Below are 23,891 nucleotides of genomic sequence, written 5' to 3' on the forward strand. Positions count from 1 at the left end.
CGAAGGGATCGCCGTCATGAGCGTGTCACCCCGGTATCGGGGGCACCGCGGAGCGTCCGCGGTGCTCGCGTTCCTGCTCGTCCTGGCCGCCGCGGCGTGCGGGTCCGACAGCGATTCCGGGTCGTCGACCGCGCCGCCGGACAGTCCCGAGACCACGGCGATCACCGATATCGTGCGCGGCAAGGTGACCGAACTCGGTGTCAGTTCCGCCGTCTACGGCGTCTGGCGGGGTGAGGAACAGCTCGCGCTCGGCGCGTTCGGCGGCTCACCGCTGGGCGTCCCCGCGACCCCCGACATGAAAGTGCGCGTCGGCCAGCCGATGGAGCCGATGCTGTCGACCGTGCTGTGGCGCCTCGACGGCGACGGCGTGCTGAAAATGGACGAACCGATCGCCCGCTGGCTGCCCGATTTCCCCCGCGCGGACAAGATCACCCCGCGCATGCTCGCCGACAGCACCTCCGGCATCGCCGACTACGTGACCGATCCGGAGTTCCTGAAGATCTTCGCCGAGAACCCGATCCGCGAGTGGACCGCGACTCAGCTGTTCGAACGCGCCAACGCCCGTCCACCGCTGTTCGAGCCCGGCACCGACTTCGGCTACGCGCACAGTGATCTCGTCGCCCTCGGCGAGGTCTTGCAGAACGCGACCGGCAAACCCCTGGGCGAGTTGATCGCCGAGCACATCCTCATCCCGCTCGGCATGCACAACAGCAAGGTCGTGTTGAATCCCGCGATCGACGAGCCGTACCTGCACGGGTACACCAACGAACGAAACGGCTTCGAGGACTCCACCTTCTGGAACCCGACCGCCTTCCTGCACAGCGGCAACATGAACGCCCCCGTCGCCGACATCGGCCGCTGGGTCCGCGCCCTGGCCACCGGCGAACGCCTCACCCCCGACCAGTTCCAGCAGATGATGGGCCCCTCCACCGCGGGCCTCGGCCCGTTCACCCCCGAGAAGTACTTCGCCTTCGGCGTGGTCCACCTCGCCGACTGGCTCTACATGAACCCCGCCTACGGCGGCTACGACGGCATCGCCCTCCACGACACCAAGACCCAGACCACGATCATCGTCTACACCACCCACGGCCCCACCTCCCCCGCCACCAACAACGCCATCCCCATCGGCGCCGCACTGGCCACCCACCTCGTCCCCGACCGCCCACCCGCGATTCCCGGATGACCACCTCGCGCTCAGCCACCGATCCGGACGAACCTCGGGGCGATCACCGTCCCACACCGGCGGACGGGCCGTTCACTCTGAACATCGACGACGAGATCTTCACTGTCACGATCTCGCCGGACGGTCGCTCGGGTTATGCCTGGGACTCCGGCCCTAACCCCGGCTACGGATTCGACGGCTTCGCACCGCGGTCCACCCACCCGCCCGACGGCTATCGGCCGAGTGCCGAGCCGATCCGGTTCCCGACGATCGAGGAGCACCGCCGGTCCATCCGCACTTTCCTCGACCAGGTCGACCCATCGACCGGCTACATCGAAGAATGAGCCGAGTCCCACCGAGGAACGGCGGGCGTTGCGCGGCCGGGGATTCGAAGATCACCCGGAGGTGGCAGGCTGTGCTGATGGCCGACGAACTAGAACCCGCCACCGAACACTCCGGTGGCGAAGCAACCGAGTCGCAGGAAGATGCGACCAAGCGGAAGTTCCGCGAAGCACTCGAGCGAAAGAACGGAAAGGCCGGCGTCGGCGGGGCCGCGCACAACGCCGCCAAGGTCCGCGGCACCCAGTCCGCGGCAGGTGGCAAGCGCACCTTCCGCCGCCGCGCGGGCGGCTAGCCGATACGACAAAGCCCCTCACCTGGATTCCAGGTGAGGGGCCTCGAGTGGAGCTGCCGGGAATCGAACCCGGGTCCTCCGCCGCGTCTTCAGGGCTTCTCCGTGTGCAGTTCGCTAGGTCTCTGCTCGGATCTCCGAGTCTCGCGAACAAGCCCGGATGACGATCCCAGTCGCTGTTGGATGTCCCGTCCGACTCCGCGACCGAGCCGAACGGTAATTCCCTCTAGCTGATGCCAGGGTCCGGGTCGAGGGACGAACCCGGTCTGACAGAGACGACCTGCTACTTAGGCAGCGAGGGCGTACTCGCGCTGATTGGAATCGGCGCTTAATTGGTTGCAACGACGCTTACGGTGGTCTCTTGCCTGCACCGACACGCTTCCCCTGAATCAACGTACGCAGTCGAAACCGTTCAGCCCCGTACGTGCCCGCACCGTGCGGGCTAGTCATGTTAACACTGCCGTCGCCGGGAATCTTCCCGATATTTCTGCCAGCGCGCGGTGTCGCCGATGTGACTCGTCAGCGAACCACACTTATTCGCACCGCCGATCCGGGGAGATGCGCCGGTCGACCGGGGTACTGTTCTCGATCGGCTGGACCGGGACGCGCGAGATCCCGTGTGCGGCTGGAACAAGGAGTTACCTCATGGCATTCACCAGCCGGCTGCGCCGGTCGGCCGCCGTGCCCGTCGTGGCCGGCCTCCTCCTCGCCGCGGCGTGCTCCGCCGGCGATTCGACCGCCGGGCCGGGAGTCACCAGCGCACCGTGTCCCGGATCGACGCACAAGGACCGCGGGTGCATCTATCTCGGCGTCCTGTCGGACCTGGCGAACGGCCCGTTCTCCGCCCTCGGCTCGTCGATGAACGAGGGCCAGCTGGCGTTCTGGAACCAGGTGAACCAGGCGGGCGGCATCGGCGGCTACGACATCGACATCACCACCAACGCCCGCAATACCTCCCTCGACCCACGCACGCATCGCACCGCCTACGCCGAGATCGAGCCGCACGTGCTCGCGTTGGCGATGAGCTTCGGCACCGCCCAGACCATCGCGATGCTCAATCAGATGGACACCGACGACATGGTCAGCGTGGCGGCCACCCAGTGGTCGGGCTGGAACTATCGCAGCGCCGACCGCAATCTGGTGCTCAGCGCGGGCTATTCCTACTGCACGGAGGCGGTGACCGGCCTGGACTGGTTCACCCGCACCCACTACGCCCCGCGCAATATCGCCATCGTCGCCTACCGCGGCAATTACGGCGGCGACTACGCCAGCGGCGCGCTGAAGTGGGCGGTCGCCAACGGTGCCACCATCGCCGACCGGGTCGACACCGGCCCCAACGGCGAAGTCGGCAACCAGGACGGACCGGTCGAGGAGGTCCTGGCCGCCGATCCCGACCTGGTCCTGCTGGCCACCGGTCCCGCCGAGACCGCGGAGATCGTCGGCAAGCTGGTGAAGTCGGGCTACACCGGCCGCTTCCTCGGCTCGCTGCCGACCTGGAACGCCGCGCTGTTGCAGACCGCCGCGGCCCCCGCGCTGACGGCGCTCTACAACTACACGACCCCGGTCGACAGCTGGAACGGCGACAGCGTCGGCGCCCGGCACGCCCGCGCCGCCGTCGATCGCGCACCGGCGAACTTCGGCTACTCGCTGGGCTGGGCGATCTCCTATCCGCTCAAGGCCCTGCTCATCGCCGCGGCCGAAGAGGGCGAGCTGACCCGGGCCGGGTTGCGCCGCACGATCGAGGACCTGCGCCCCGATGGCGAGGGCATGGTCGTCATCCATCCGGCGGGCGCGGTCCAACCCGATCTGAGCGGTGAGTGGACCTCGGTGTTCGAACCGGACAAGGCCGCGCCGATGGGCGCCAGGGCGATCGAGGTCGGCTATCAGGGCGAGACCCTGGGCAAGCTGGACCTGCACGAGCCCTGCACCCGGCTGTAGTGGCCTCAGCTCGCGGCGATCATGGCGACCGCCGCGAGCGCGAGCACCATGCCCACCTTCTGCGTCCCGCTGATCCGTTCGCCGAGCAGCACCATCGCCAGCAGCACGGTCGCGGCCGGATACAGCGAGCCGATCACGCTGACCACCGACAGCAGCGACCCGTGGAAGGCGTACAGCAGCGCCGCGTTGGCGATCACATCGAGGACGCCGACCGCCAGCGCCAGCCGCAAGGGTTCCCCGCGCAGGCCGCGGAACTGGCCCGCGGCCAGCGCGGAGGTCCACACGACGGCCGTCGCGGCGGCGCGCTGACCGAGCAATGGCCACAGCCCGGCGCTCGCGCTGGTCTCGTGCAGGAAGAAGAACGCGAAGCCGAACGCGGCGCCCGAGCCGACGGTGAGCAGCGCGACCCGACGGGTGAAACGCAGTTCCCGGCCGCCGATGATCTCCTCGGTCGTCTCGTCCGGCGCTTCCCGGCTGACCAGCACCACCGCGACCAGCGCGAGCGCGATTCCCGCGATCGCGGCGGGCCCCGGTCGCTCGCCGAGGAAGAACCCGGCGATCACCGGGATGCCGGCGACCAGCACCGCGGTCACCGGCGACACCACCGACATCGGACCGTCGGCGAGCGCGGCGTAGAACCACCACACCGCCAGTCCGCTGGCCACGCCCGCGGCCAGGCCCCACAGCATCGATGCCGCGTCCGCGTGCCCACCGACCAGCGGCGCGATCAGCAGGACCAGCAGCACCGACCACGGGTAGGACACGACGACCACCCGCAACGCGGTGACCCGCCGGGCGGCGATCCCGCCGAAGAAATCGCTGACTCCGTACCCCGCCGCCGCCACGAGGGCGAGCAGGACGGAGATCAACGCATGCCTTTGACCCGCCGACCGATCTCGCGCGTGACCTCACGCTCGGCCTGCCTGCGGGCGAGGTCCTGACGCTTGTCGTAGTCCTGCTTGCCCTTGGCGAGCGCGAGCTCGACCTTCACCTTGCCGTCGGAGAAGTACATCGACAGCGGCACCAGCGTCTGGTTGCCCTCCCTGGACTTGCCGACCAGGTGCTCGATCTCGCGCTTGTGCAGCAGCAGCTTGCGGGTGCGCCGCGGCGAATGGTTGGTCCACGTGCCGTGGCTGAACTCCGGAATGTGCAGGCCGCGCAGCCAGACCTCGCCGTTGTCGACGGTCGCGAAGGCGTCGACGAGAGACGCCTTGCCTTCGCGCAAGCTCTTGACTTCGGTGCCGACCAGCGCGATCCCCGCCTCATAGGTGTCGAGGATCGTGTAGTTGTGCCGCGCCCGGCGGTTGGTCGCGATGACCTTCCTGCCCTTTTCCTTCATAACGGTCAACTCTAAGTGACCGCGCCAGCCGTTTATTCCAAGGTCCGTCCCACCCTCAGCTCGCCGCGCGCTCGAGGGCGCGGGCCAGGGCTCGGTCGCGTTGTTCCTCGAATCGGGTCGCCTTGGCCTCGAGGTCGAGCAGGTAGGCGTGCAGCTCGTCGCGGGCGCGTTCGCCCTCGTCGCCGAGATCGGTGCGGTCGAAGACCTTCCAGGTGCGCAGCACCGGCTCGAGCACGACGTCGAGGTGCTGGCGCAGGTCGTAGACGCCGTGCTTGGCCAGCATGACCGCGTTGCGACGGAAGTTCGGCTGGTTGAGGCCGGGCATCTGGAAGCGCACGACGACGTCGGTGATGGCGCGCATCGTCGCGTCGGGGGTGAGGTCGAGGGCGGCCGCGCACAGCTTGCGGTAGAAGATCATGTGCAGGTTCTCGTCGGTCGCGATGCGCGCGAGCATGCGGTCGGCGATCGGGTCGTCGCACAGCCTGCCGGTGTTGCGGTGGCTGATCCTGGTCGCCAGTTCCTGAAAGGTGACGTAGGCGACGCCCTTGAGGAACTGCGAACCCTTCTCCGGCTTGGCGATGCCGGCGGTCATGTGCGCCATCCTGGCTTCCTCGAGCGCGACCGGGTCGACCGCGCGGGTCACCACCAGGTAGTCGCGCATGACGATGCCGTGGCGGTTCTCCTCGGCGGTCCAGCGCCCGACCCAGGTGCCCCAGGCGTTGTCGAAGCCGAAGGTGTCGGCGAGCTCGCGGTGGTAGGAGGGCAGGTTGTCCTCGGTGAGCAGGTTGGTGATCATGGCCGCCTTGGCCACCTCGCTGAGTCGCGACTGCTCCGGGTCCCAGTCGATCCCACCCATCGCGGCGAAGTTGCGGCCCTCGTCCCACGGCACGTAGTCGTGCGGGTGCCAGTCCTTGGCCTTGGCCAAGTGGTCGTTCAGGTTCGCTTCGGCGGTCGGTTCGAGCTCGGCCAGGATGTCGCTGTCGGAGAGCTGGAGCGTCAAGATGTCACCTCGGAGTTGGCGGGCGGGAAAGGCGGACCCCCTGCGCCCACCATGCTGTGTGGACGCGTCCGCGGCGGTCACATGACGAAACACTGTGTTCGCTCACAGGAACCGACCGTCCGGGCTAGGCGGGCGGTAGTGCCGGACCGAACTGATCGATACGCAGGGGCAGGGCGGGCCACGGGGTGCGGTCGGGGGTCAGCTCGCCGACGACCAGCACGCCCGCGGCGTCGAAGGCGGCCCTGGCCCGGTCGAGGTGGTCACCCGAGGTCACCAGCACCGCGGCGCGCAGCTGGTGCTCGGCCATCAGCGCCGCCGTGAAGCGGGCATTGGCCACGGTCGAATCGGCCTGCGGCTCACGCAGGATCCGCGCCGGGTCGATGCCCGCCGCCACCAGCCAATCGGCCATCGCGTCCGCCTCGCTCAGCCCGGCCCGTGGATTGCCGCCCGTAACGATGATCGGCGACCACGGCGCGAACACCGCCTGCACGAGGCCGGCCCGTAACCGCCGGACCAGTTCCGGGCGCACGGTGCCCTCTGGCGTCAGGCCGTAGCCCAGGATCACCACGGCGGTGTCCTCGCCGTAGGTGCCGGGCAGCGACGGCGTCAGAAGGCGGGGCAGGTCTCGCACGCCGATCGGCGACGAGGGCTCCGCGCTGCCCGATGGTGCTGCCGCACAGACGATTCCGGTCGCGGTCAGGACCGCGCACACCCCTCGCGTCACCCAGGTCACCCACACCGTTCCCGTCGCCTCCTCGGGCCGGGACCGATCGCCGCGATCGGTCGAGGAGGCCTACAGTGCGCCGGGAAGCGGGCCGCAGGCAGGGCTATGACCTGCGGCTACCACAGGTCACAGCGCTCGGCGTCATCCACTGGTCCGCAGCATCGCAAACATTCCGGAACCGCTCGGGTACCGAAACGCCGTGGGCGGGCGCGTGGATGAGAGGTCAGCCGCCGGGGCGCAGGGCCAGATAGAGCGCCAGCGCCGAGGCGAAGAGGAGGAGCAGCGCGACGGTCGACCAGCGCGGCCTGCCCCGGTGGACCACCGGCTGGTGACCGCCGAGCAGGCTCGGCGCGACGACCGGGTCGATGTGCCGGTGCGGCAGCGGCGGCAGCGGAGCGTCGGCGCCGCCCGAGCTCGTGCCGCCCGACGAGTCGCTGTCGGAGCCTTCACCGTTCGCCATGGCTCGACAGTATCGCGCGCCACCCCGGTTCGTCGCGCGTTCCTTTTCCGCTCACTGTTCGGCGAGCGCGGCCAGCACCCCCTCGCCGTAGCGGGCCAGTTTGTTCTCGCCGACGCCGCCGACGGTACCGAGTTCGGCGAGCGAACCCGGTTTGCGCGCAACGATTTCGCGCAGTGTCGCGTCGTGGAAGACCACGTAGGCGGGCACGCCCTGCTCCTTGGCGGTGGCCGCGCGCCAGGCCCGCAGCCGCTCGAACAGCGGCAGATCGGTCGCGGGCAGATCGACGGCCGCCTTGGCCGATTTCGCGCTGCGCGCGGGCCGGGCGGCGCGTTCGGGCTCGCGGCGCATCGGCACCTTCTTACCCTCGAACAGCACCTCGTTGCTGGCGTCGGTGAGGGTGAGCACGCCATACTCCCCCCGCACCGCGAGCAGTCCGCCGGCGAGCAACTGCCGCGTCACGCCCCGCCATTCGGTGTCGCGCAGGTCGGTGCCGATCCCGAACACCGACAGCTCGTTGTGCCGGTGCTGGGTGATCTTCGGATTCGTCTTGCCCAGCAGGATGTCGATCAGGTGGCCCGCGCCGAAGGCCTGTCCGCGTTCCCGCTCGAGCCGCAGCACCGTGGAGAGCAGCTTCTGTGCCGGGACCGTGCCGTCCCAGGTCTCCGGCGGGTTCAGGCACACATCGCAGTTGCCGCAGGGTTGGCCGGGCTGCCCGAAATAGTTCAGCAGCTGCACGCGACGGCAGCCCACTGTCTCGCACAGCGCGAGCATGGCGTCCAGATGCAGTTGCAGCTGTCTGCGGTGCGCGGCGTCGCCTTCGCTCGAGTCGATCATCTTGCGCTGCTGAACGACATCGGCGAGGCCGTAGACCATCCACGCGGTCGACGGCTGGCCGTCGCGGCCGGCGCGACCGGTCTCCTGGTAGTAGCCCTCCACCGACTTGGGCAGGTCCAGATGGGCGACGAACCGCACGTCGGGCTTGTCGATGCCCATGCCGAAGGCGATGGTGGCCACCACGATCAGGCCGTCCTCCCGCAGGAACCTGGCCTGGTTCTCGGCGCGGGTCCGGTTGTCCAGGCCCGCGTGATAGGGCACCGCGCGCACGCCGTTCTCGTTGAGCATCGCGGCGGTCTTCTCCACCGAATTGCGCGACAGGCAGTAGACGATGCCCGCGTCGCCGGCGTGCTCGGCGCGGATGAAGTCGAGCAGCTGCCGGTCGGGGCGGTTCTTCGACTCGATCCGGTACTGGATGTTGGGGCGGTCGAAGCTGGAGACGAACTGCTTCGCCGCGCCCAGGTCGAGCCGCTCGACGATCTCGGCGCGGGTCTTCTCGGTGGCGGTCGCGGTGAGCGCGATGCGCGGGACATCGGGCCAGCGCTCGTGCAGCAGCGACAGCGCGAGATAGTCGGGCCGGAAGTCGTGGCCCCACTGCGACACGCAGTGCGCCTCGTCGATCGCGAACAGCGCCACCGTGCCGCGGTCGAGCAGCCGCAGCGTGGACTCCAGGCGCAAGCGTTCGGGCGCGAGATAGAGCAGGTCGAGATCACCGGCGACGAACTGCGCCTCCACCGTGCGCCGCTGATCCGGGGACTGGGTGGAGTTGAGGAACCCGGCCCGCACGCCGAGCGCGCTGAGCGCGTCGACCTGGTCCTGCATGAGCGCGATCAGCGGGGAGACGACCACGCCGACGCCGGGGCGCACCAGCGACGGCACCTGGTAGCACAGCGATTTACCGCCACCGGTCGGCATCAGGACCAGCGCGTCACCGCCGCCGACGACCTGCTCGACGATGGCGGCCTGGTCGCCGCGGAAGGCGTCGTAGCCGAAGACCCGGCGCAGGACCTCCTCGGCGGTCTCCGGGCGAGCGGGGGCCGCCGCGCGGCCGGGCGTGGCCGGAGCGAGGTCGTCGAAGTGGAAGCCGCCGGTGTCGTCGAAATCGTGCTCGGAGACATAGCCACCGTCGGACGGGTACGCGTCGTCGGGCGGGAAGTCGTCGGGCGGGAAGTCGTCGACATCGGGGGCCGTGGCGCCGGAATTGCTCACCGGGCCATCCTACGAGCGAGGGCCGGCACCGCAGCCCGTCCGCCGGGCCCGACGACGTGGTTCACCGGCCCCCGCTCACCTGTGGATAACCCCGATCAGCCGCGCAAACGGGCGAGGACCTCGTCCTGGAGCAGGCCGTTGCTGGCCACCGCGTCGCCGCCGTGCGGACCGGATCGGCCGTCCAGGGAGGTGAACGCGCCACCTGCCTCACGGACCAGGATGTCGAGCGCGGCCAGGTCCCACAGCGACACCTCCGGCTCGGCGGCGATGTCGACCGCACCCTCGGCGACCAGGCAGTAGTTGAAGAAATCGCCGTAGCCGCGAACCCGCCAGACCGCGTCGGTGAGATCGATGAATCGCTCCCGAAGCCCGCGCTCGTGCCAGCCCGACAGGCTGGAGAAGGCCAGACTGGCCGAGTCGAGAGCGCCCACCGCCGACACGGTGATCGGCTTCGGCGCGCCGGGGTGCACCTGCGCCCACGCGCCCGAGCCCGCGGCCGCCCACCAGCGCCTGCCCAGCGCGGGCGCGCTGACCACGCCGACCACCGGCACACCGTCGACGAGCAGCGCGATCAGGCTGGCCCAGACCGGCACGCCACGGACGAAGTTCTTGGTGCCGTCGATCGGGTCGACCACCCACTGCCTGCCGGTGAACTCCGCGTCGCCGCCGAATTCCTCGCCGAGCACGGCGTCGTCGGGGCGTTCGGCGGCGAGCACGCGCCGGATGACCTGCTCGACCGCCAGGTCGGCATCCGAGACCGGCGTCAGGTCCGGCTTCGAGTCGACCTTCAGATCGACGGCGCCGAAACGCACCCGCGAGATCGCGTCGGCCTCGTCGGCCAGTCGGAGGGCAAGGTCCAGGTCAGCGGAGTAGGCAGCCACACAGCCAGTGTATTTGGGTGCGCGGCGGCTCCCGACGCCGCGGCCCGCGGACGTGCCGCTCGGCCGGAAGCACGCGTGCTCACGGTGGCCGCCGGGTGCGCAGCGCGGCCTCACCGCCGGGCCGAGCACACGCTCAGGCCGCGACCTGCGCCGCCCGCGCCGCGACCAGAGCGCTCGCCCACCAGTGCACCTGGTCGAGCAGCGCCTGCGCCGCGGCCTCGAACTCCTGCGGCTCCCGCAGCCGCCCGTCCTCGTCGAAGAGCAGGTAGTAGCGCGGGAAGGAGACGTAGTTGCGCACGGTGTGGGCGTTGAGCTCGTTGAACACCTGGCGCAGGTGCTCGATCGCCAGCAGTCCGCCGGAGCCACCGCTGTAGCCGACGAAGCCGATCGTCTTGGCGTCCCACTGGGTGTAGTGCCAGTCGATGGCCGACTTCAGCGCGGCCGGGTAGCTGCGGTTGTAGTCGGGCGTGACGACGACATAGGCGTCGGCGGCGGCCAGCCGTTCGGTGAACTCGGCCATTCCCGCCGGACGCGGCATGTCGGGGTCCACCGCGGGCGGCACCGGCGGCAGCGCGGCGGGCAACTCGGCCTCGGCCAGGTCGATGATGTCGACGTCGAAGCGGTCGTCGACCTGCTGGGCGAACCAGCGCGCGACCACCGGCCCGAACCGGCCCTCGCGGACGCTGCCGATGATGATCGCGAGCTTCAGTGGCTGTGTGGACACCGTGTTCTCCTCTGTCGTCTGCCCGGCCAGATCGGCCGGTGTGTCCACCGTCGCCGTTCGCGACGCTGTCAGGGAGACCACGCTGAGAGTGGTAGTGGCACGGCCACTCTCCGGGCCGCGCCGGTGGGTACCGTCGATCGGGTGAGCGACAACGAACTCGGTCTGTTCCTGCGGACCCGCCGCGAGGCCGTCACACCCGCCGAGGTCGGGCTGCCCGCCGGGCCGCGCAGGCGCACGCCGGGGCTGCGCCGCGCGGAGGTCGCGATGCTGGCGGGGGTCAGCGTGGAGTACCTGATCCGGCTCGAGCAGGGTCGCGACCGGCACCCCTCGCCGCCGGTGCTGTCCGCGCTGGCCGAGACGCTGCGGCTGAGCCCGCGCGAACGGGTGCACCTGCACCAGCTCACCAAGGGCATGTCCGGTTTCAGCTGCGGCGCCGCCGAGAACGGCCCGAACCGCACGGTCCGGCCGACGATCCGCGCGATCCTCGACCAGCTCGAGCCTGCGCCCGCCGCGATCACCAACCGGTTCACCGAAGTGCTGGCCTGCACCGCCGGCTACCGCACGCTGATGGCGCCCAGCGGCCTGTTCGAGCAGGGCGAACCGGCCAATGTCGCGCGGTTCGTCTTCACCCATCCCGGCGCGCGCGAGCTGTATCCGGACTGGGACGAGGCCGCCGACAAGCTCGTCGCCTCGCTCAAGCAGGGCCCGTTCCGCGCCGACCCGATGGTGGCGGCGCTGGTCGACGAGCTGACCGTGACCGCGGGCGCCCCGTTCACCGACCGGCTGGCCGCGCTGCCGGGACTGCCGCCCTCGGGCGGGATCAACCGGATCAGTCATCCCGAGGCGGGCACGCTGCGGCTGGCCTACGAATCGCTGGATCTGTCCATCGACGACGACCAGTCGCTGTATGTCCTGCTGCCCGCCGACGAGGCCAGCGCGACGGCACTGGATCGACTGCTCGGGCGACGTCCCGGCGGCCTGCGCGCCATCGCGAGCTGACCCGCGCGGGTGCGCGTGTTTCACCGTGTCGGAGCCGACCGGTAACCTTGGGAATCGTGCATCCTGACGTTATCGCCGACCTCGCCGACCTCGACACCACGCTCAAGACGGTCGAGTCGGTCCTCGATGTCGAGGAGCTACGCCGTCGTATCGACGAGCTCGAGCACCAGGCGGCCGATCCCGAGCTGTGGAACAACCAGGACCACGCCCAGCAGGTGACCAGCGAGCTGTCGCACGCCCAGAGCGAGCTGCGCCGCGTGGAGGAACTGCGTCAGCGCCTCGAAGACCTGCCGGTGCTCTACGAACTGGCCGAGTCCGAGGAGGGCGCCGCGGCCGAGGAAGCCACCGCCGACGCCGACAACGAGCGCGCCGCGCTGCGGGTCGACATCGAGGCGATGGAAGTGCGCACCCTGCTCTCGGGCGAGTACGACAAGCGCGACGCGCTGGTCAACATCCGTTCCGGCGCCGGTGGCGTCGACGCCGCGGACTGGGCGCAGATGCTGATGCGCATGTACATCCGCTGGGCCGAGCGGCACAAGTACGTCGTCGAGGTCTACGACACCTCCTACGCCGAGGAGGCGGGCATCAAGAGCGCCACCTTCGCGGTGAAGTCGCCCTACGCCTACGGCACCCTCTCGGTGGAGATGGGCACGCACCGGCTCGTCCGGATCAGCCCGTTCGACAACCAGGGCCGTCGCCAGACCTCCTTCGCCGAGGTCGAGGTGCTGCCGGTGGTCGAGACCACCGACCACATCGAGATCCCCGAGGGCGAGGTCCGCGTCGACGTGTACCGCTCCTCGGGCCCGGGTGGGCAGAGCGTCAACACCACCGACTCCGCGGTGCGCCTGACCCACATCCCCACCGGCATCGTGGTGACCTGTCAGAACGAGAAGTCGCAGCTGCAGAACAAGATCTCGGCCATGCGCGTGCTGCAGGCCAAGCTGCTCGAGCGCAAGCGCCAGGAGGAGCGCGCGCAGATGGACGCGCTCAAGACCAACGAGGGCGCCTCGTGGGGCAACCAGATGCGTTCCTACGTGCTGCACCCGTACCAGATGGTCAAGGACCTGCGCACCAACTATGAGGTGAACAACCCCTCGGCGGTGCTCGACGGCGACATCGACGGCTTCATCGAATCCGGAATCCGTTGGCGCATGCGGGAACAGGCCGACGCGTAGCCACCTGTTCGCTCGGCCGGTGTGACGCTGTTCGCGTTTGACCGGGCACCGTGACCCCGCTGTAACCTTTCGGGTGTGTGTTCGAGCGAACCGGAACTGTGCCAGCGCAAGCCCCGTCGACTCTCGGCCGGGGCGAGGCGATGAGCGGCGTCCTGGCGATCAACACGGCACCGGAGATCACCGCGTGGCTGCGGTCCAGCGGGCTCGAGATCGTCCTGCTGGTGGTCGGCGCGATGCTGTTCGGCCGGTTCGCGGCGTTCGTGCGCGACCGGGTGACCACCAAGATCGACGCGGGCTTCCACTCGAGCGACGCGCTGGTCCGCACCGAGGCCGCCAAGCACCGGCACGCCCTGGCCCAGGTGATCACCTGGGTGGTGCTGACCATCGTCTACGTGCTGGTCGGCATGGAGGTGCTGCGCAGGCTCGGCTTCGCGGTGACGGGTCTGGTGGCGCCGGCGGCGGTGCTCGGCGCGGCGCTGGGTTTCGGCGCGCAGCGGATCGTCCAGGACATCCTGGCCGGGTTCTTCCTGATCACCGAGCGTCAGTACGGTTTCGGTGACGTGGTGCGGATCGCGGTCACCGGATCGGCCGACGCGGCCGAGGGCACCGTGGAGGACGTGACGTTGCGCATCACCACGCTGCGCAACTCCGACGGCGAGGTCATCACCGTCCCCAACGGGCAGATCGTGAAGGTGACCAACCTGTCCAAGGACTGGGCACGCGCCGCGATCGACGTGCCGGTGTCGGCGCAGGCCGACATCACCAAGATCAACGAAATCCTGCACGAGGTGTGCACCAAGGCCTACCAGGACCGCCGCCTCAAGCCGCTGCTGCTCGACGAACCGTCCGTGATGGGTGTGGAAGATCTCTCGCTCGACGAGATGAACATCCGGATGGTTGCCCGCACATTGCCGGGCAAACAATTCGAGGTGGGGCGCGAGCTGCGCGTGCGCGTCGCGGCCGCCCTGCGTAAGGAAGGAATCAGTGAAACCACGTAAGTCGACGGCGATCCTCATGGCCACCTGGGTGTCCACGTTCGTCGTCTATCTGTTCGTCAAGCCCGCCGACACCACCAGCACCGGACCGGTCTCGCTCCTCAACGCCGTCCCCACCTGGGTCGATCAGACGCCATAGGGTTGCTCGACGCCTCGCCGAGGCCGTCGGGGCCCGGTCACCGGGGAGGTCGCTGGCTACACTGGCTCCCCGTGATCACCATGCGCAACGTCACCAAGTCGTACAAGACCTCGACGCGGCCGGCGCTGGACAACGTCTCCGTCGAGGTGGACAAGGGCGAATTCGTCTTCATCATCGGCCCGTCCGGTTCGGGGAAGTCGACCTTCATGCGACTGCTGCTCAAGGAGGAGTCGCCGACCGCGGGCGAGATACGGGTGGCCGATTTCCGGGTCGACCGGTTGCCGGGGCGCAAGGTACCCAAGTTGCGCCAGCGGATCGGCTGCGTCTTCCAGGATTTCCGGCTGCTCCAGCAGAAGACCGTGGAACAGAACGTGGCCTTCGCGCTCGAGGTGATCGGCAAGCGGCGTCAGTTCATCGAACGCACCGTGCCCGAGGTGCTCGACATGGTCGGGCTCGGCGGCAAGGGCAATCGGCTGCCCTCGGAGCTGTCCGGTGGTGAGCAGCAGCGCGTGGCGATCGCGCGCGCGTTCGTCAACCGGCCGCTGGTGCTGCTCGCCGACGAGCCCACCGGCAACCTCGACCCCGACACCAGCGCCGACATCATGGCGCTGCTGGAACGGATCAACCGCACCGGCACGACCGTGTTGATGGCCACCCACGACAACCACATCGTCGACGCGATGCGCAGGCGGGTGGTGGAGCTCGACCACGGCAGACTCGTGCGTGACGAAGCGACCGGTGTCTACGGGGTGGGGCGATAATGCGACTGAGTTTCCTGTTCACCGAGGTCGCCGACGGTCTGCGCCGCAACCTGACGATGACCATCGCGATGATCCTGACCACCGCGGTCTCGCTGATGATGCTCGGCGGCGGCATGCTGTCGGTGCGGATGGCCGACAAGACCGAGAACTTCTTCATCGGCAGGCTCGAGGTGCGGTTCTATCTCGACGACGCCGTCTCCGACACCGACCCGGACTGCGCCGCCGACCCGTGCAAGTCGCTGCTCGCGGATCTGAAGGGCACCTCCGGCGTGGAGAGCGTGCAGTTCCTCAACCGCGCCGACGCGCTCGAGGAGGCCAAGAAGCTGTTCGCCGATCAGCCCGAGATGGTGCAGTACATCGCCGACTCACCGCTGCCCGCCTCGCTGCGGGTGAAGATGACCGACGCCGATCAGTACCAGCACATCTACGACAGCTTCGCGACCAGGCCGGGCGTGCGGATCGTCGCCAACGACAAGGAGTTCGTCGACCGGCTGGTCAGCCTGTTCGACGGCCTGCGCAATGCCGCGTTCGGTCTGGCGCTGGTGATGGCGCTGGCGGCGATGCTGCTGGTGCTGAACATGGTGCAGATCGCCGCGTACACGCGGCGCACAGAAGTCGGCATCATGCGCCTGGTCGGCGCGACCCGCTGGTATACCCAGCTGCCGTTCCTCTTGGAGGCGGTCGCGGCCGCGTTCGTCGGCTCGGTGCTGGCGATCCTCGGGCTGGTCATCGCCCGGCCGCTGGTCATCGACCGCGCGCTGGGCCCGCTGTTCGACAGCAATGTGTTCCCGCGCATCACCGGCGACGACATCGCCGTGGTCGCGCTGACCATCGCCCCGATCGGCATCGTGTTCGCCGCCGTGACGGCCTATCTCACCCTGCGCTTCTACGTCAGGGAGTAGTCCCGACACCGCGCCGGCGGGGACCTGTTATCGGGTCCCCGCCAGCGGCGTCTGTACGCCGAGTGAGGCGTCGAGTTGCGCGGTGAGTTCGGTGCGCTGGCGGTCCAGATCGGCGATGCGCCGGTCCAGCTCGGCGGTGCGCTCGGACATGATCCGTACCGACATCTCGCATGCCTGCACCGGTCCGTCCGGTTCGGCGCACGGCATCAGCTGAGCGATGTCCTCGGTGGTGAGGCCTGCCGCGAGCAGCTCGCGGATCTTCGCCACGGCCGCCACCGCCGATTCCGGATAGCTGCGATAGCCGTTCGGGTCGCGGTGCGGATGCAGCAGCGACTGCTCCTCGTAGTAGCGCAGCAGCCGCGTGCTGACCCCGGTCCGGTGCGCGAGCTCGCCGATCAGCATGTGATCGCCCGCACGTTCGCCTTGACCTTCACACCCATGTGAATCCCTAACCTCCGGCGCATGACAACGATTCCCCTGCGGACCACCGTCCACGGCTCCGGCCCCGGTCTCGTGCTCGCCCACGGCGCCGGTGGCGCGATCGCGAGCAACTTCGGCGTCGTGCTCGCCGACCTGGCCGCCGAGCACACGGTGGTCGCCTCCGACTATCCCGACGACGACACCCCGCTCGACCTCGATACCCTCGCCGACGCACTGGTGGCGGCCGCGGTCGAGGCGGGCGTGCCGACCTTCACCGTCATCGGTTTCTCCCTCGGCACCGCCGTCGCCGTGCGCGCGGCCGCCCGGCATCCGCAGCGGGTCACCGGTCTGATCCTCACCGCCGGGTTCGCCGCCCCGGACAACCGCGCCCGGCTGGCCGTGCGGGCCTGGCAGGAGCTGCTCGCGCGCGACGCCTCCGACAGCTTCGCCCGGCTGGTCCTGCTGACCGGGTTCTCGCCGGAGTTCGTCAACGCGCTGCCCGCGGCCGCGGTCGACGAGCTGGTCGCCCAGACCGCCGCCTCGATCCCGGGCGGGACCAGGCAGCAGGCCGCGCTCATCGAGACCGTCGACACCACCGCGGACCTGGCGGGCATCACCGTGCCGACGCTGATCGTGAACACCACCGCCGATCTCCTCGTCGACCCGGCCAATTCCCGCGCCCTGGCGGCCGCGATTCCCGATGCCGAGTACACCGAGATCGACGCGGGTCATGTGGTGATGGCCGAGCAGCCCGACGAATGGCGCAAGGTGCTGCTGGAGTTCCTGACGCGACGCGGTCGGTAGTCCGCGATCAGCCGAGGGCGCGCAGCCGCGGCCACACCTGCGACCACGGCCGCACCGGCTCGCGGCAGACGAACAGCGGTGCGCCCTGCTCGTCGTTGTCGAGGCCGAGTCCGTTGTCGAGCACGCCCGCCGGTTCGACGACCGCGCACAGGCCGTCGAGCCGGTCGCGCTCGATGCCGACGGTGAGCACCGTGGTCGCGGTGTCCGGCGGCGGGCCCCACCACCAGTAGGCGTTGTGGCCCGAATACGGTGTCGGCAGACCGTATTCGGCGCCGTAGCGTTCGATGGCACCCGCTTCGCCGTAGTTCGCGGTAAGCACGGCGGCCCCCGGTGGCCGGGCGGCCGCGATCTGCGCGACATAACCGGGCCAGCCGACGGTCTCCCCGGCGTCGTAGTTCACCGCGAGCACCGGCGAGTCCGGCAGCTGCGCGACCGGGAGCACCGGCAGGAACAGCATCGCCGACAGCACCGCGTTCACCGCGACCACCGAACCCACTGCCACCCAGCGCTTTCGCGAGTCCCCGAGCACCGTGGCGAGCCCGACCGAGCCGGCGGCGAGCAGCACCGGATACATCCCACCGAGGTAGTACGCCTTGCCACCCGCCACCAGGAACAGCACGAACAGCAGGCCGTAGGCGAGCGCGAACGCCTGATACCGCGAGCGCCACAGCCGCCACAGTCCGTATCCCCACAGCGGCACCAGCAGCGGGCCGAACAGCCCGAACTGCAAGAGCACGAACATGATCGGCGAATCCGAGGTCCCCGACGACCCACCCGCGATCGCCCGGCTCAACGCCCACTGCGGCCAGCCGTTGTCGGCCTGCCACCACAGATACGGCGCCGCGAGCACCGCCGAGATCCCGAGCGCGACCGCGAAATACCCGGTGGCGAAGACTCTGCGCCGACCGGTCAGCAGCAGCGCGAAGACGAGCGCGCCGACGGGCACGACGATCAGCACCTTGTTCTGCACCGCGAGCCCGGTCACCGCGCCGACCGCGAGCCACCATCGCGGATCGGCTCCGCGCACCAGCTTCAGCACCAGCAGGCAGATCAGCGACCAGCCCGCCAGGTCGAACACCGTGGTTCCGAACAGATGCCCGGCCGCCTGCACCATGGCCGCGCTCGCCACCGCGGCGGCCGCCAGCGCCCGCGCGCCGCGTCCGCCGCCCAGTTCTTTCGCCATGAGCCCGGCGCAGACCACGACGAAGGTCGCGGCGGCCACCGCTGGCAGCCGCAATACCCACAGCGCATCGGGGTCGATCGTGGCCATGAGCCGGGCGAGCGCGGGTGTCAGTGGGGGCTGATCGGGATATCCCCAGTCCAGCCGGCGGCCCGCCGCCAGGAAGTACATCTCGTCACGGTGGTAGCCGTAGCGCGTCGTGGTGATCAACAGAACAAGGGCGAAAACCGACGCGATCACGGTCACTCGTCCAGACTGACACGAAATCCCCGATTTCGCGGACATCGACGAGCTTCTTACTCCAGAGTAAGATAGTCTTACCGAGGAGTAAGATAGCTGGGGTCCACAGCGCCCCGACAGCCGAGGAAATCAGGTGATGATGAGCACTCGAGACAGCGCGACGAAGCGACGTCCGAACGACACGTCCGCGGTCGGCCTCAGCCAGCCCAAGCGGGACTGGATGGGCGCCGCCATGCGCGCTTTGACGACCATTACCGGGTCGGAGCTCGCCGAGAAGTACAACCTGCGCAAGCCCATCGAACGCGTCACCTACGAGGGCACCAAGACCGGGTTCCGCACCCTGGGCGCGGCGACCCGGACCTTCGCCAAGGTCACCGGCGGCGGCCAGCCCAAGCGGCTGCCCGACAACGAGGCCAAGACGAAGGACTACTTCGACCTCACCCCCTCCGACGAGCAGCAGATGATCGTCGAGACGGTGAAGGACTTCGCCGGTGAGATCCTGCGCCCGGCCGCCTACGAGGCCGACAACGCGGCCAAGGCGCCGCGCGATCTGCTCGAGCGCGCCGCCGAACTCGGCATCACCCTGATCAACGTGCCCGAGGAGCTCGAAGGCGCGGCCAGCGAGCGTGGCGCCGTCACCAACGCCCTGGTGGCCGAGGCCCTCGCGCACGGCGACATGGGTCTGGCGCTGCCGATCCTGGCGCCCAGCGGCGTGGCCGTCGCGCTGTCCCAGTGGGGCACCGACGCCCAGCAGCAGACCTATCTGCCCGCCTTCACCGGCGAGAACGTGCCGCAGGCGTCCGTGGTGATCAACGAGCCGCGCGCGCTGTTCGACCCGTTCGCCCTGCAGACCAAGGCCACCCGCTCCCCCAGCGGCTTCCGCCTCTCCGGCGTGAAGAGCCTGGTCCCGGCCGCCGCCGATGCCGAACTGTTCATCGTGGCCGCCGAGCTCGACGGGCGCCCCGCGCTGTTCATCGTCGAGTCCGACACCGCCGGACTGTCCGTCGAGGCCGACCCGAGCATGGGTCTGCGCGCCGCGGGCCTGGGTCGCCTGGTGCTCGACAACGTGGCCGTCGGCGCCGACGCCGTGCTCGGCGACGGCGACGCCAAGGCGCGCGCCGAGGAGTACGCCGACGCGGTGCAGCTGGCTCGCCTGGGTTGGTCGTCGCTGGCGATCGGCACCGGCCAGGCCGTGCTGGACTACGTGATCCCCTACGTGAACGAGCGCGAAGCGTTCGGTGAGCCGATCTCGCACCGTCAGGCGGTCGCGTTCATGGTCGCCAACATGGCCATCGAGCTCGACGGTCTGCGGCTGGTGACCCTGCGTGGCGCCTCGCGCGCGGAGCAGGGTCTGTCGTTCGCCCGCGAGGCGGCGCTGGCGCGCAAGCTGGCCACCGACAAGGGCATGCAGATCGGCCTGGACGGCGTGCAGCTGCTCGGCGGTCACGGCTTCACCAAGGAACACCCGGTCGAGCGGTGGTACCGCGACCTGCGAGCCGTCGGCGTTGCCGAGGGCGTGGTGCTGGTCTAGTCGGTCCGTCTTCGATACCCAGGAGAATTCCATGATCAATCTCGAACTCCCCAAGAAGCTGAAGGCGAGCGCCAACCAGGCCCACCAGGTCGCCTCCCAGATCTTCCGTCCCATCTCCCGCAAGTACGACCTCGCCGAGCACGAGTACCCGGTCGAGCTCGACACCATGGCCGCCATGATCGAGGGCCTGTCGGACTCCGGCACCCAGAAGATCGGTGGCGCCGCAGGCGGTCGCGGTGACGAGGCCGACGCCGACGTGGTCGCCAACGCCAACGGCGGCAACATGTCCGCGCTGCTCAACGCGCTGGAGACGTCGTGGGGCGATGTCGGCCTGATGCTGACCATCCCCTACCAGGGTCTGGGCAACGCCGCGATCGCCGCGGTCGCCACCGACGAACAGCTGGAGCGCTTCGGCAAGGTGTGGGCCGCGATGGCCATCACCGAGCCGTCCTTCGGTTCCGACTCCGCCGCCGTCACCACCACCGCCGTCCTCGACGGTGACGAGTGGGTGCTCAACGGCGAGAAGATCTTCGTCACCTGTGGTCAGCGCGCCACCCACATCGTGGTGTGGGCCTCGGTCGACAAGAGCCTGGGTCGCGCGGCGATCAAGTCCTTCGTCGTCCCGCGCGACGCTCCGGGCCTGTCGGTGGCGCGGCTCGAGCACAAGCTCGGCATCAAGGCCTCCGACACCGCGGTGCTGCTGCTGCAGGACTGCCGCATCCCGGCCGACAACATCCTCGGCTCGCCGGAAGTCAACGTGGAGAAGGGCTTTGCCGGGGTCATGCAGACCTTCGACAACACCCGTCCGCTGGTGGCCGCGATGGCCGTCGGTGTCGCCCGCGCCGCGCTCGAGGAACTGCGCACCATCCTCACCGAGGCCGGTGTCGAGATCTCCTACGACACCCCCGCGATCAATCAGCACGCCGCCGCCGCCGAATTCCTGCGCCTGGAAGCCGATTACGAGTCGGCCTATCTGCTCTCGCTGCGCGCGGCGTGGATGGCCGACAACAAGAAGCCGAACTCGCTCGAGGCTTCCATGTCCAAGGCCAAGGCGGGCCGCACCGGCACCGACGTCACCCTCAAGGCCGTCGAACTGGCGGGCACCCTTGGCTACTCCCAGCGCCTGCTCCTGGAGAAGTGGGGCCGCGACTCGAAGATCCTCGACATCTTCGAAGGCACCCAGCAGATCCAGCAGCTGATCGTGGCTCGCCGCGTGCTCGGAAAGACCAGCGCCGAGCTCAAGTGAGCTGGTAGACGGCGCGAAACCGGTGCGAGCCGCGATGACTCGCACCGGTTTCGCGTTGCGGGAAGTTGTCGGGGCGGCTGACTAAGGTGACACCGTCGCGTGCCGCGGGGCAGGCAGAAGCGAGGGTGGCATGGGCTGGACAGCGAACGGACTGCTCGTCGAAGGGGCGGTCGATCCGACGCGGTTGCCGGGGCACCCCGGCGGTAGCGGCGAGACCGTCGATCTGGCGCAGGCGTTCTCGCGTCCGGTCGACTACGCGGTCGCCGAGGTGGACGGCTGGACGTCGATTCTGGATCCGCACATCCTGGTGACCTTCGACGACGACGTGGTCCTCGCGCTCGCGGAAACTCGCCGCGCACTGGCCTATGTCGCCCACAGCGTGTCGGACGTCTACGGATTCACTTGGTACTCCGGCGGTCAGCCGATTCGGCGAATTATCTACTCCGCCGGCGAGCTCGCCGACGAATCCGGCGAGGTACTGCCCGACGAAGCCCGGCTCGAAGCCGCCATCGACGAGGACTTCACCTTCGACATCATCGCCGGGCTGACCGGACTCGGCTGGGGCAAGATCGCCGACGCCACCTATCGCGTGTGGACGGCCTGAAGACGGATCGACCAACGCCGCGGGGCCGTGTGGATCAGCCGAACCGGACATCAACCCCGAGCAGTCGCCGAACCCTTCAGCCCTGGTTGACCGGACATCTCCGTCTTGGGATGATCTGACGATGACTTCTCTTTGCCGAAAGGCCGATGGCGCGTAAGCCGCCGGGCCGGATGCGGGCCGTACGACTGGCGCATCCGCCGATCTCTCCAATCAGGAACAGACGTGTCGTCGCCGGGGTTTCCGCGCGGACGCAGCACGAAATCGCGCAGTTCGAGGATGCCCGGTGGTGGCCGGGCGCGGTCGACGAAGCGTTGACGAGTTGGGTTGCCAGGGTGCACGGGCCACGGCGGTGGTTGCTCGAGCTCAGTCGCGGGCCAGGGTGTGGTGTACCGGAATGTTGTCCCGCGGTGAACAATTCACGAGAAGTCCTCGAGCAGGCCTTGTGCGCGCTGCCCCGCGCGGCGGCACGGGAACTCCGCGTTCTCGTCCGCCCGCTCGACGAGCGTTTCCTCTCCCGCACGCACCCCGATCCGACCGCCGCGCCGGATAGTCCCTGGTGGCAGCGGCGCTGCTGATCCTGCCCCGTCGAGACCCGATCCGCTCCCCGCTCAGAGGGCTGTCTGGTCGTCGAGGTGCAGGCGGCGGTCGAGGCGGTGGGGGTCGACGTCGAGGAGTTTGCGGTCCCAGTGGGCGAGGTCGGCGGCGGCGGCGTAGGTGGTGTCGAGGAAGTGCAGGAGGGTGGCGTCGGGGTCGTCGGACTTGCGGACGACGTCGTACGGGAGGACGAATTCGCCCAGGGTGGAATCCCATTCGGCGCCGTCGGGGCCCGCGGGCTTGGTGGAGTAGCCGTCGGGCGCCGGGTAGGCGTAGGCGTAGAAGGTGCCCTCGTTGCCGCCCGCCCAGAAGCCGGCGCTGGCGCACTCGCGGGAGTAGGCCTCCTCCATGACCCAGTCGGCGCAGTTGGGCGCGCCGCCGGGGTGCGGCGGCGCGGTGCGGCCGGAGAAGCGGGTGCAGGCCAGGTCCAGGGAACCCCAGAACACGTGCACCGGACTGGTTTTCCCGGCGAAGCCGGCGCGCCAGAGCTGGAAGACCCGCTCGGCCTGGACCAGCTGCTGCCAGAACAGGTGCACGGCGTCGCCGTCGTAGGAGTGATGGGTGGTGTCCTCGGCGAACGGGATCGCGGGGTCGACCTCGTTGGGTGAGGCCTCGATGTCGACGACGATGTCGAGCCGGCCGAGGACATGGCCCAGCTCGGCGTAGAAGTCGGCGACGGTGCGCGGGCGCAGCGCGATCATGGCGCGGCGGCCGTCGCTGGTGCGCAGGACGAGTTCGTGGTCGACGAAGTCGAATTCGATGTCGAGCAGGCGGCCGTCGACGGGGATCGCGCCGGTCGCGAGTCCGCGCGCGGAAACCGCGAAGGTGACGTTCCACCAGTGGTTCACCAGCGGCGTGCCCGCCATCTTCAGCTTGCCGATGATCTGGGTCCACATGTGCAGGGTGTCGCGGGTGTCGCTCCAGGAGTCGACCCGCAGGGTCGGCCACACGGCTTTGGCGGGGGTCAGGGTCATCGTCGGTCCTCGCTCTCTCGGTGCCCGACCGGCGCGGGCGCACCGTTCACTGACAGCCAGGGAGCTGGCTGACTGGTCAACCGTCCGACATGTTCTGCGATGCCCCATCGTACGTCGGCGCAGGTAACGGGCACGGAAAGAGCGAATCACGGACCCGCACAGTTGCCTGAGACTCGGAGTCCCATATAAAGTGAGAGCTGGGCCACCCCGAAGGAGACACCGCCGATGCTGTCCACCACGCTCAAGAACACCGCGACCGATCCCGAGTACCACGAGATCCTGCGCAACCTGTCCGACGGTTCGGTGAACCGGCACTTCGACCCGTATGTCGATATCGACTGGGAGTCGCCGGAGTTCGCCGTCCATTCCGACGATCCGCGCTGGATCATGCCCGACGAGGACCCCCTGGGCCGTCACCCCTGGTA

At 69.3% G+C, this 23,891-nt stretch carries 27 protein-coding genes and 1 other RNA gene; 16 read left to right on the top strand and 12 right to left on the bottom strand.

Annotated elements, in window-relative coordinates; translation table 11 throughout:
* Nucleotides 1-16 precede the first annotated feature (16 nt).
* From ATM97_RS09655 to ATM97_RS09665, 3 genes are all read left to right on the top strand, one after another.
* A complete protein-coding gene (locus tag ATM97_RS09655) occupies nt 17-1,183 on the top strand; it encodes a serine hydrolase (RefSeq protein WP_218717616.1) in 1,167 nt (388 codons plus the stop codon).
* Entirely contained in the window at nt 1,180-1,506 is a 327-nt protein-coding gene (locus ATM97_RS09660) for a hypothetical protein (RefSeq protein ID WP_218717617.1), read from the top strand. The genes ATM97_RS09655 and ATM97_RS09660 overlap by 4 nt, the downstream gene beginning before the upstream one ends.
* A gap of 77 nt (nt 1,507-1,583) precedes the next feature.
* Complete coding sequence (locus ATM97_RS09665; protein WP_218717618.1) at nt 1,584-1,796, top strand: DUF5302 domain-containing protein; 213 nt, start codon at nt 1,584-1,586, stop codon at nt 1,794-1,796.
* Between the two features lie 45 nt (nt 1,797-1,841).
* Here ATM97_RS09665 and ssrA read toward each other — a convergent pair.
* Nucleotides 1,842-2,213, bottom strand: a transfer-messenger RNA (tmRNA) gene (gene ssrA, locus ATM97_RS09670).
* A gap of 225 nt (nt 2,214-2,438) precedes the next feature.
* Between ssrA and ATM97_RS09675 the strand changes: the two genes are divergently transcribed.
* A complete protein-coding gene (locus ATM97_RS09675) occupies nt 2,439-3,731 on the top strand; it encodes an ABC transporter substrate-binding protein (RefSeq protein WP_255587475.1) in 1,293 nt (430 codons plus the stop codon).
* Nucleotides 3,732-3,736: 5 nt separating this feature from the next.
* Here ATM97_RS09675 and ATM97_RS09680 read toward each other — a convergent pair whose 3' ends face one another.
* The 8 genes from ATM97_RS09680 to ATM97_RS09715 all read right to left on the bottom strand — a co-directional run bounded on the left by ATM97_RS09680 (nt 3,737) and on the right by ATM97_RS09715 (nt 10,902).
* The gene (locus tag ATM97_RS09680; protein ID WP_218717619.1) at nt 3,737-4,600 is read right to left on the bottom strand and encodes an EamA family transporter; all 864 of its coding nucleotides are present in this window, start codon (nt 4,598-4,600) and stop codon (nt 3,737-3,739) included.
* Nucleotides 4,597-5,070: an SsrA-binding protein SmpB gene (gene smpB / locus ATM97_RS09685; protein ID WP_110036321.1), complete on the bottom strand. Its 474-nt coding sequence runs from the start codon at nt 5,068-5,070 to the stop codon at nt 4,597-4,599. The genes ATM97_RS09680 and smpB overlap by 4 nt, the downstream gene beginning before the upstream one ends.
* Nucleotides 5,071-5,125: 55 nt before the next feature.
* Nucleotides 5,126-6,070, bottom strand: coding sequence for an acyl-ACP desaturase (locus ATM97_RS09690; RefSeq protein WP_218717620.1), 945 nt, complete (start codon nt 6,068-6,070; stop codon nt 5,126-5,128).
* Nucleotides 6,071-6,194: 124 nt separating this feature from the next.
* On the bottom strand, nt 6,195-6,794 hold the full coding sequence (locus ATM97_RS09695) for a YdcF family protein (RefSeq protein WP_218717621.1): 600 nt from the start codon (nt 6,792-6,794) through the stop codon (nt 6,195-6,197).
* 223 nt (nt 6,795-7,017) lie between these two features.
* Nucleotides 7,018-7,254, bottom strand: a complete 237-nt coding sequence (locus ATM97_RS09700; protein WP_218717622.1) for a hypothetical protein — start codon at nt 7,252-7,254, stop codon at nt 7,018-7,020.
* A 51-nt stretch (nt 7,255-7,305) separates the two neighbouring features.
* Entirely contained in the window at nt 7,306-9,297 is a 1,992-nt protein-coding gene (gene recQ / locus ATM97_RS09705) for a DNA helicase RecQ (protein WP_218717623.1), read from the bottom strand.
* Between the two features lie 95 nt (nt 9,298-9,392).
* Nucleotides 9,393-10,178 (bottom strand): histidinol-phosphatase, encoded by a 786-nt coding sequence (gene hisN / locus ATM97_RS09710; RefSeq protein ID WP_218717624.1) that lies wholly within the window; start codon nt 10,176-10,178, stop codon nt 9,393-9,395.
* 133 nt (nt 10,179-10,311) lie between these two features.
* Entirely contained in the window at nt 10,312-10,902 is a 591-nt protein-coding gene (locus ATM97_RS09715; RefSeq protein WP_218717625.1) for an NADPH-dependent FMN reductase, read from the bottom strand.
* 141 nt (nt 10,903-11,043) lie between these two features.
* Here ATM97_RS09715 and ATM97_RS09720 point away from each other — a divergent pair, with 141 nt between their 5' ends.
* The 6 genes from ATM97_RS09720 to ftsX all read left to right on the top strand — a co-directional run bounded on the left by ATM97_RS09720 (nt 11,044) and on the right by ftsX (nt 15,873).
* Nucleotides 11,044-11,901, top strand: coding sequence for a helix-turn-helix transcriptional regulator (locus ATM97_RS09720; protein ID WP_218717626.1), 858 nt, complete (start codon nt 11,044-11,046; stop codon nt 11,899-11,901).
* Nucleotides 11,902-11,957: 56 nt separating this feature from the next.
* Nucleotides 11,958-13,076, top strand: a complete 1,119-nt coding sequence (gene prfB / locus ATM97_RS09725) for a peptide chain release factor 2 (RefSeq protein ID WP_218717627.1) — start codon at nt 11,958-11,960, stop codon at nt 13,074-13,076.
* A 140-nt stretch (nt 13,077-13,216) separates the two neighbouring features.
* Entirely contained in the window at nt 13,217-14,074 is an 858-nt protein-coding gene (locus ATM97_RS09730) for a mechanosensitive ion channel family protein (protein WP_218717628.1), read from the top strand.
* The gene (locus ATM97_RS09735; RefSeq protein WP_218717629.1) at nt 14,061-14,210 is read left to right on the top strand and encodes a hypothetical protein; all 150 of its coding nucleotides are present in this window, start codon (nt 14,061-14,063) and stop codon (nt 14,208-14,210) included. Before ATM97_RS09730 ends, ATM97_RS09735 begins: the two co-directional genes overlap by 14 nt.
* A gap of 71 nt (nt 14,211-14,281) precedes the next feature.
* The gene (gene ftsE / locus ATM97_RS09740) at nt 14,282-14,971 is read left to right on the top strand and encodes a cell division ATP-binding protein FtsE (protein WP_218717630.1); all 690 of its coding nucleotides are present in this window, start codon (nt 14,282-14,284) and stop codon (nt 14,969-14,971) included.
* Complete coding sequence (gene ftsX, locus ATM97_RS09745) at nt 14,971-15,873, top strand: permease-like cell division protein FtsX (RefSeq protein WP_218717631.1); 903 nt, start codon at nt 14,971-14,973, stop codon at nt 15,871-15,873. The genes ftsE and ftsX overlap by 1 nt, the downstream gene beginning before the upstream one ends.
* Before the next feature lie 27 nt (nt 15,874-15,900).
* Here ftsX and ATM97_RS09750 read toward each other — a convergent pair whose 3' ends face one another.
* Nucleotides 15,901-16,275 carry a MerR family transcriptional regulator gene (locus ATM97_RS09750; RefSeq protein ID WP_218717632.1) on the bottom strand — a complete coding sequence of 125 codons (375 nt, stop codon included), beginning with the start codon at nt 16,273-16,275 and terminating at the stop codon, nt 15,901-15,903.
* 60 nt (nt 16,276-16,335) lie between these two features.
* Here ATM97_RS09750 and ATM97_RS09755 point away from each other — a divergent pair, with 60 nt between their 5' ends.
* Entirely contained in the window at nt 16,336-17,097 is a 762-nt protein-coding gene (locus tag ATM97_RS09755; protein ID WP_218717633.1) for an alpha/beta fold hydrolase, read from the top strand.
* Nucleotides 17,098-17,104: 7 nt separating this feature from the next.
* Here ATM97_RS09755 and ATM97_RS09760 read toward each other — a convergent pair whose 3' ends face one another.
* On the bottom strand, nt 17,105-18,523 hold the full coding sequence (locus ATM97_RS09760) for a glycosyltransferase family 39 protein (protein ID WP_218717634.1): 1,419 nt from the start codon (nt 18,521-18,523) through the stop codon (nt 17,105-17,107).
* A 130-nt stretch (nt 18,524-18,653) separates the two neighbouring features.
* On the opposite strand from ATM97_RS09760, the gene ATM97_RS09765 reads away from it, so the two are divergent.
* The 4 genes from ATM97_RS09765 to ATM97_RS09780 all read left to right on the top strand — a co-directional run bounded on the left by ATM97_RS09765 (nt 18,654) and on the right by ATM97_RS09780 (nt 22,473).
* On the top strand, nt 18,654-20,048 hold the full coding sequence (locus ATM97_RS09765; protein WP_218717635.1) for an acyl-CoA dehydrogenase family protein: 1,395 nt from the start codon (nt 18,654-18,656) through the stop codon (nt 20,046-20,048).
* Nucleotides 20,049-20,079: 31 nt separating this feature from the next.
* Nucleotides 20,080-21,294: an acyl-CoA dehydrogenase family protein gene (locus tag ATM97_RS09770; RefSeq protein WP_218717636.1), complete on the top strand. Its 1,215-nt coding sequence runs from the start codon at nt 20,080-20,082 to the stop codon at nt 21,292-21,294.
* Nucleotides 21,295-21,424: 130 nt separating this feature from the next.
* On the top strand, nt 21,425-21,898 hold the full coding sequence (locus ATM97_RS09775) for a hypothetical protein (RefSeq protein WP_218717637.1): 474 nt from the start codon (nt 21,425-21,427) through the stop codon (nt 21,896-21,898).
* 407 nt (nt 21,899-22,305) lie between these two features.
* Nucleotides 22,306-22,473, top strand: a complete 168-nt coding sequence (locus tag ATM97_RS09780) for a hypothetical protein (RefSeq protein ID WP_218717638.1) — start codon at nt 22,306-22,308, stop codon at nt 22,471-22,473.
* Nucleotides 22,474-22,506: 33 nt separating this feature from the next.
* Here the strand turns inward: ATM97_RS09780 and ATM97_RS09785 are convergent, their stop codons facing one another.
* Nucleotides 22,507-23,466: a DUF5996 family protein gene (locus tag ATM97_RS09785; protein ID WP_218717639.1), complete on the bottom strand. Its 960-nt coding sequence runs from the start codon at nt 23,464-23,466 to the stop codon at nt 22,507-22,509.
* A gap of 225 nt (nt 23,467-23,691) precedes the next feature.
* Here ATM97_RS09785 and ATM97_RS09790 point away from each other — a divergent pair.
* On the top strand, nt 23,692-23,891 hold a 200-nt coding region (locus ATM97_RS09790; protein WP_218717640.1), incomplete at its 3' end, for a diiron oxygenase.

Origin of the sequence: Nocardia sp. MH4, assembly GCF_019266065.1 — a bacterium.
In the GTDB taxonomy this organism is placed as follows: domain Bacteria; phylum Actinomycetota; class Actinomycetes; order Mycobacteriales; family Mycobacteriaceae; genus Nocardia; species Nocardia canadensis.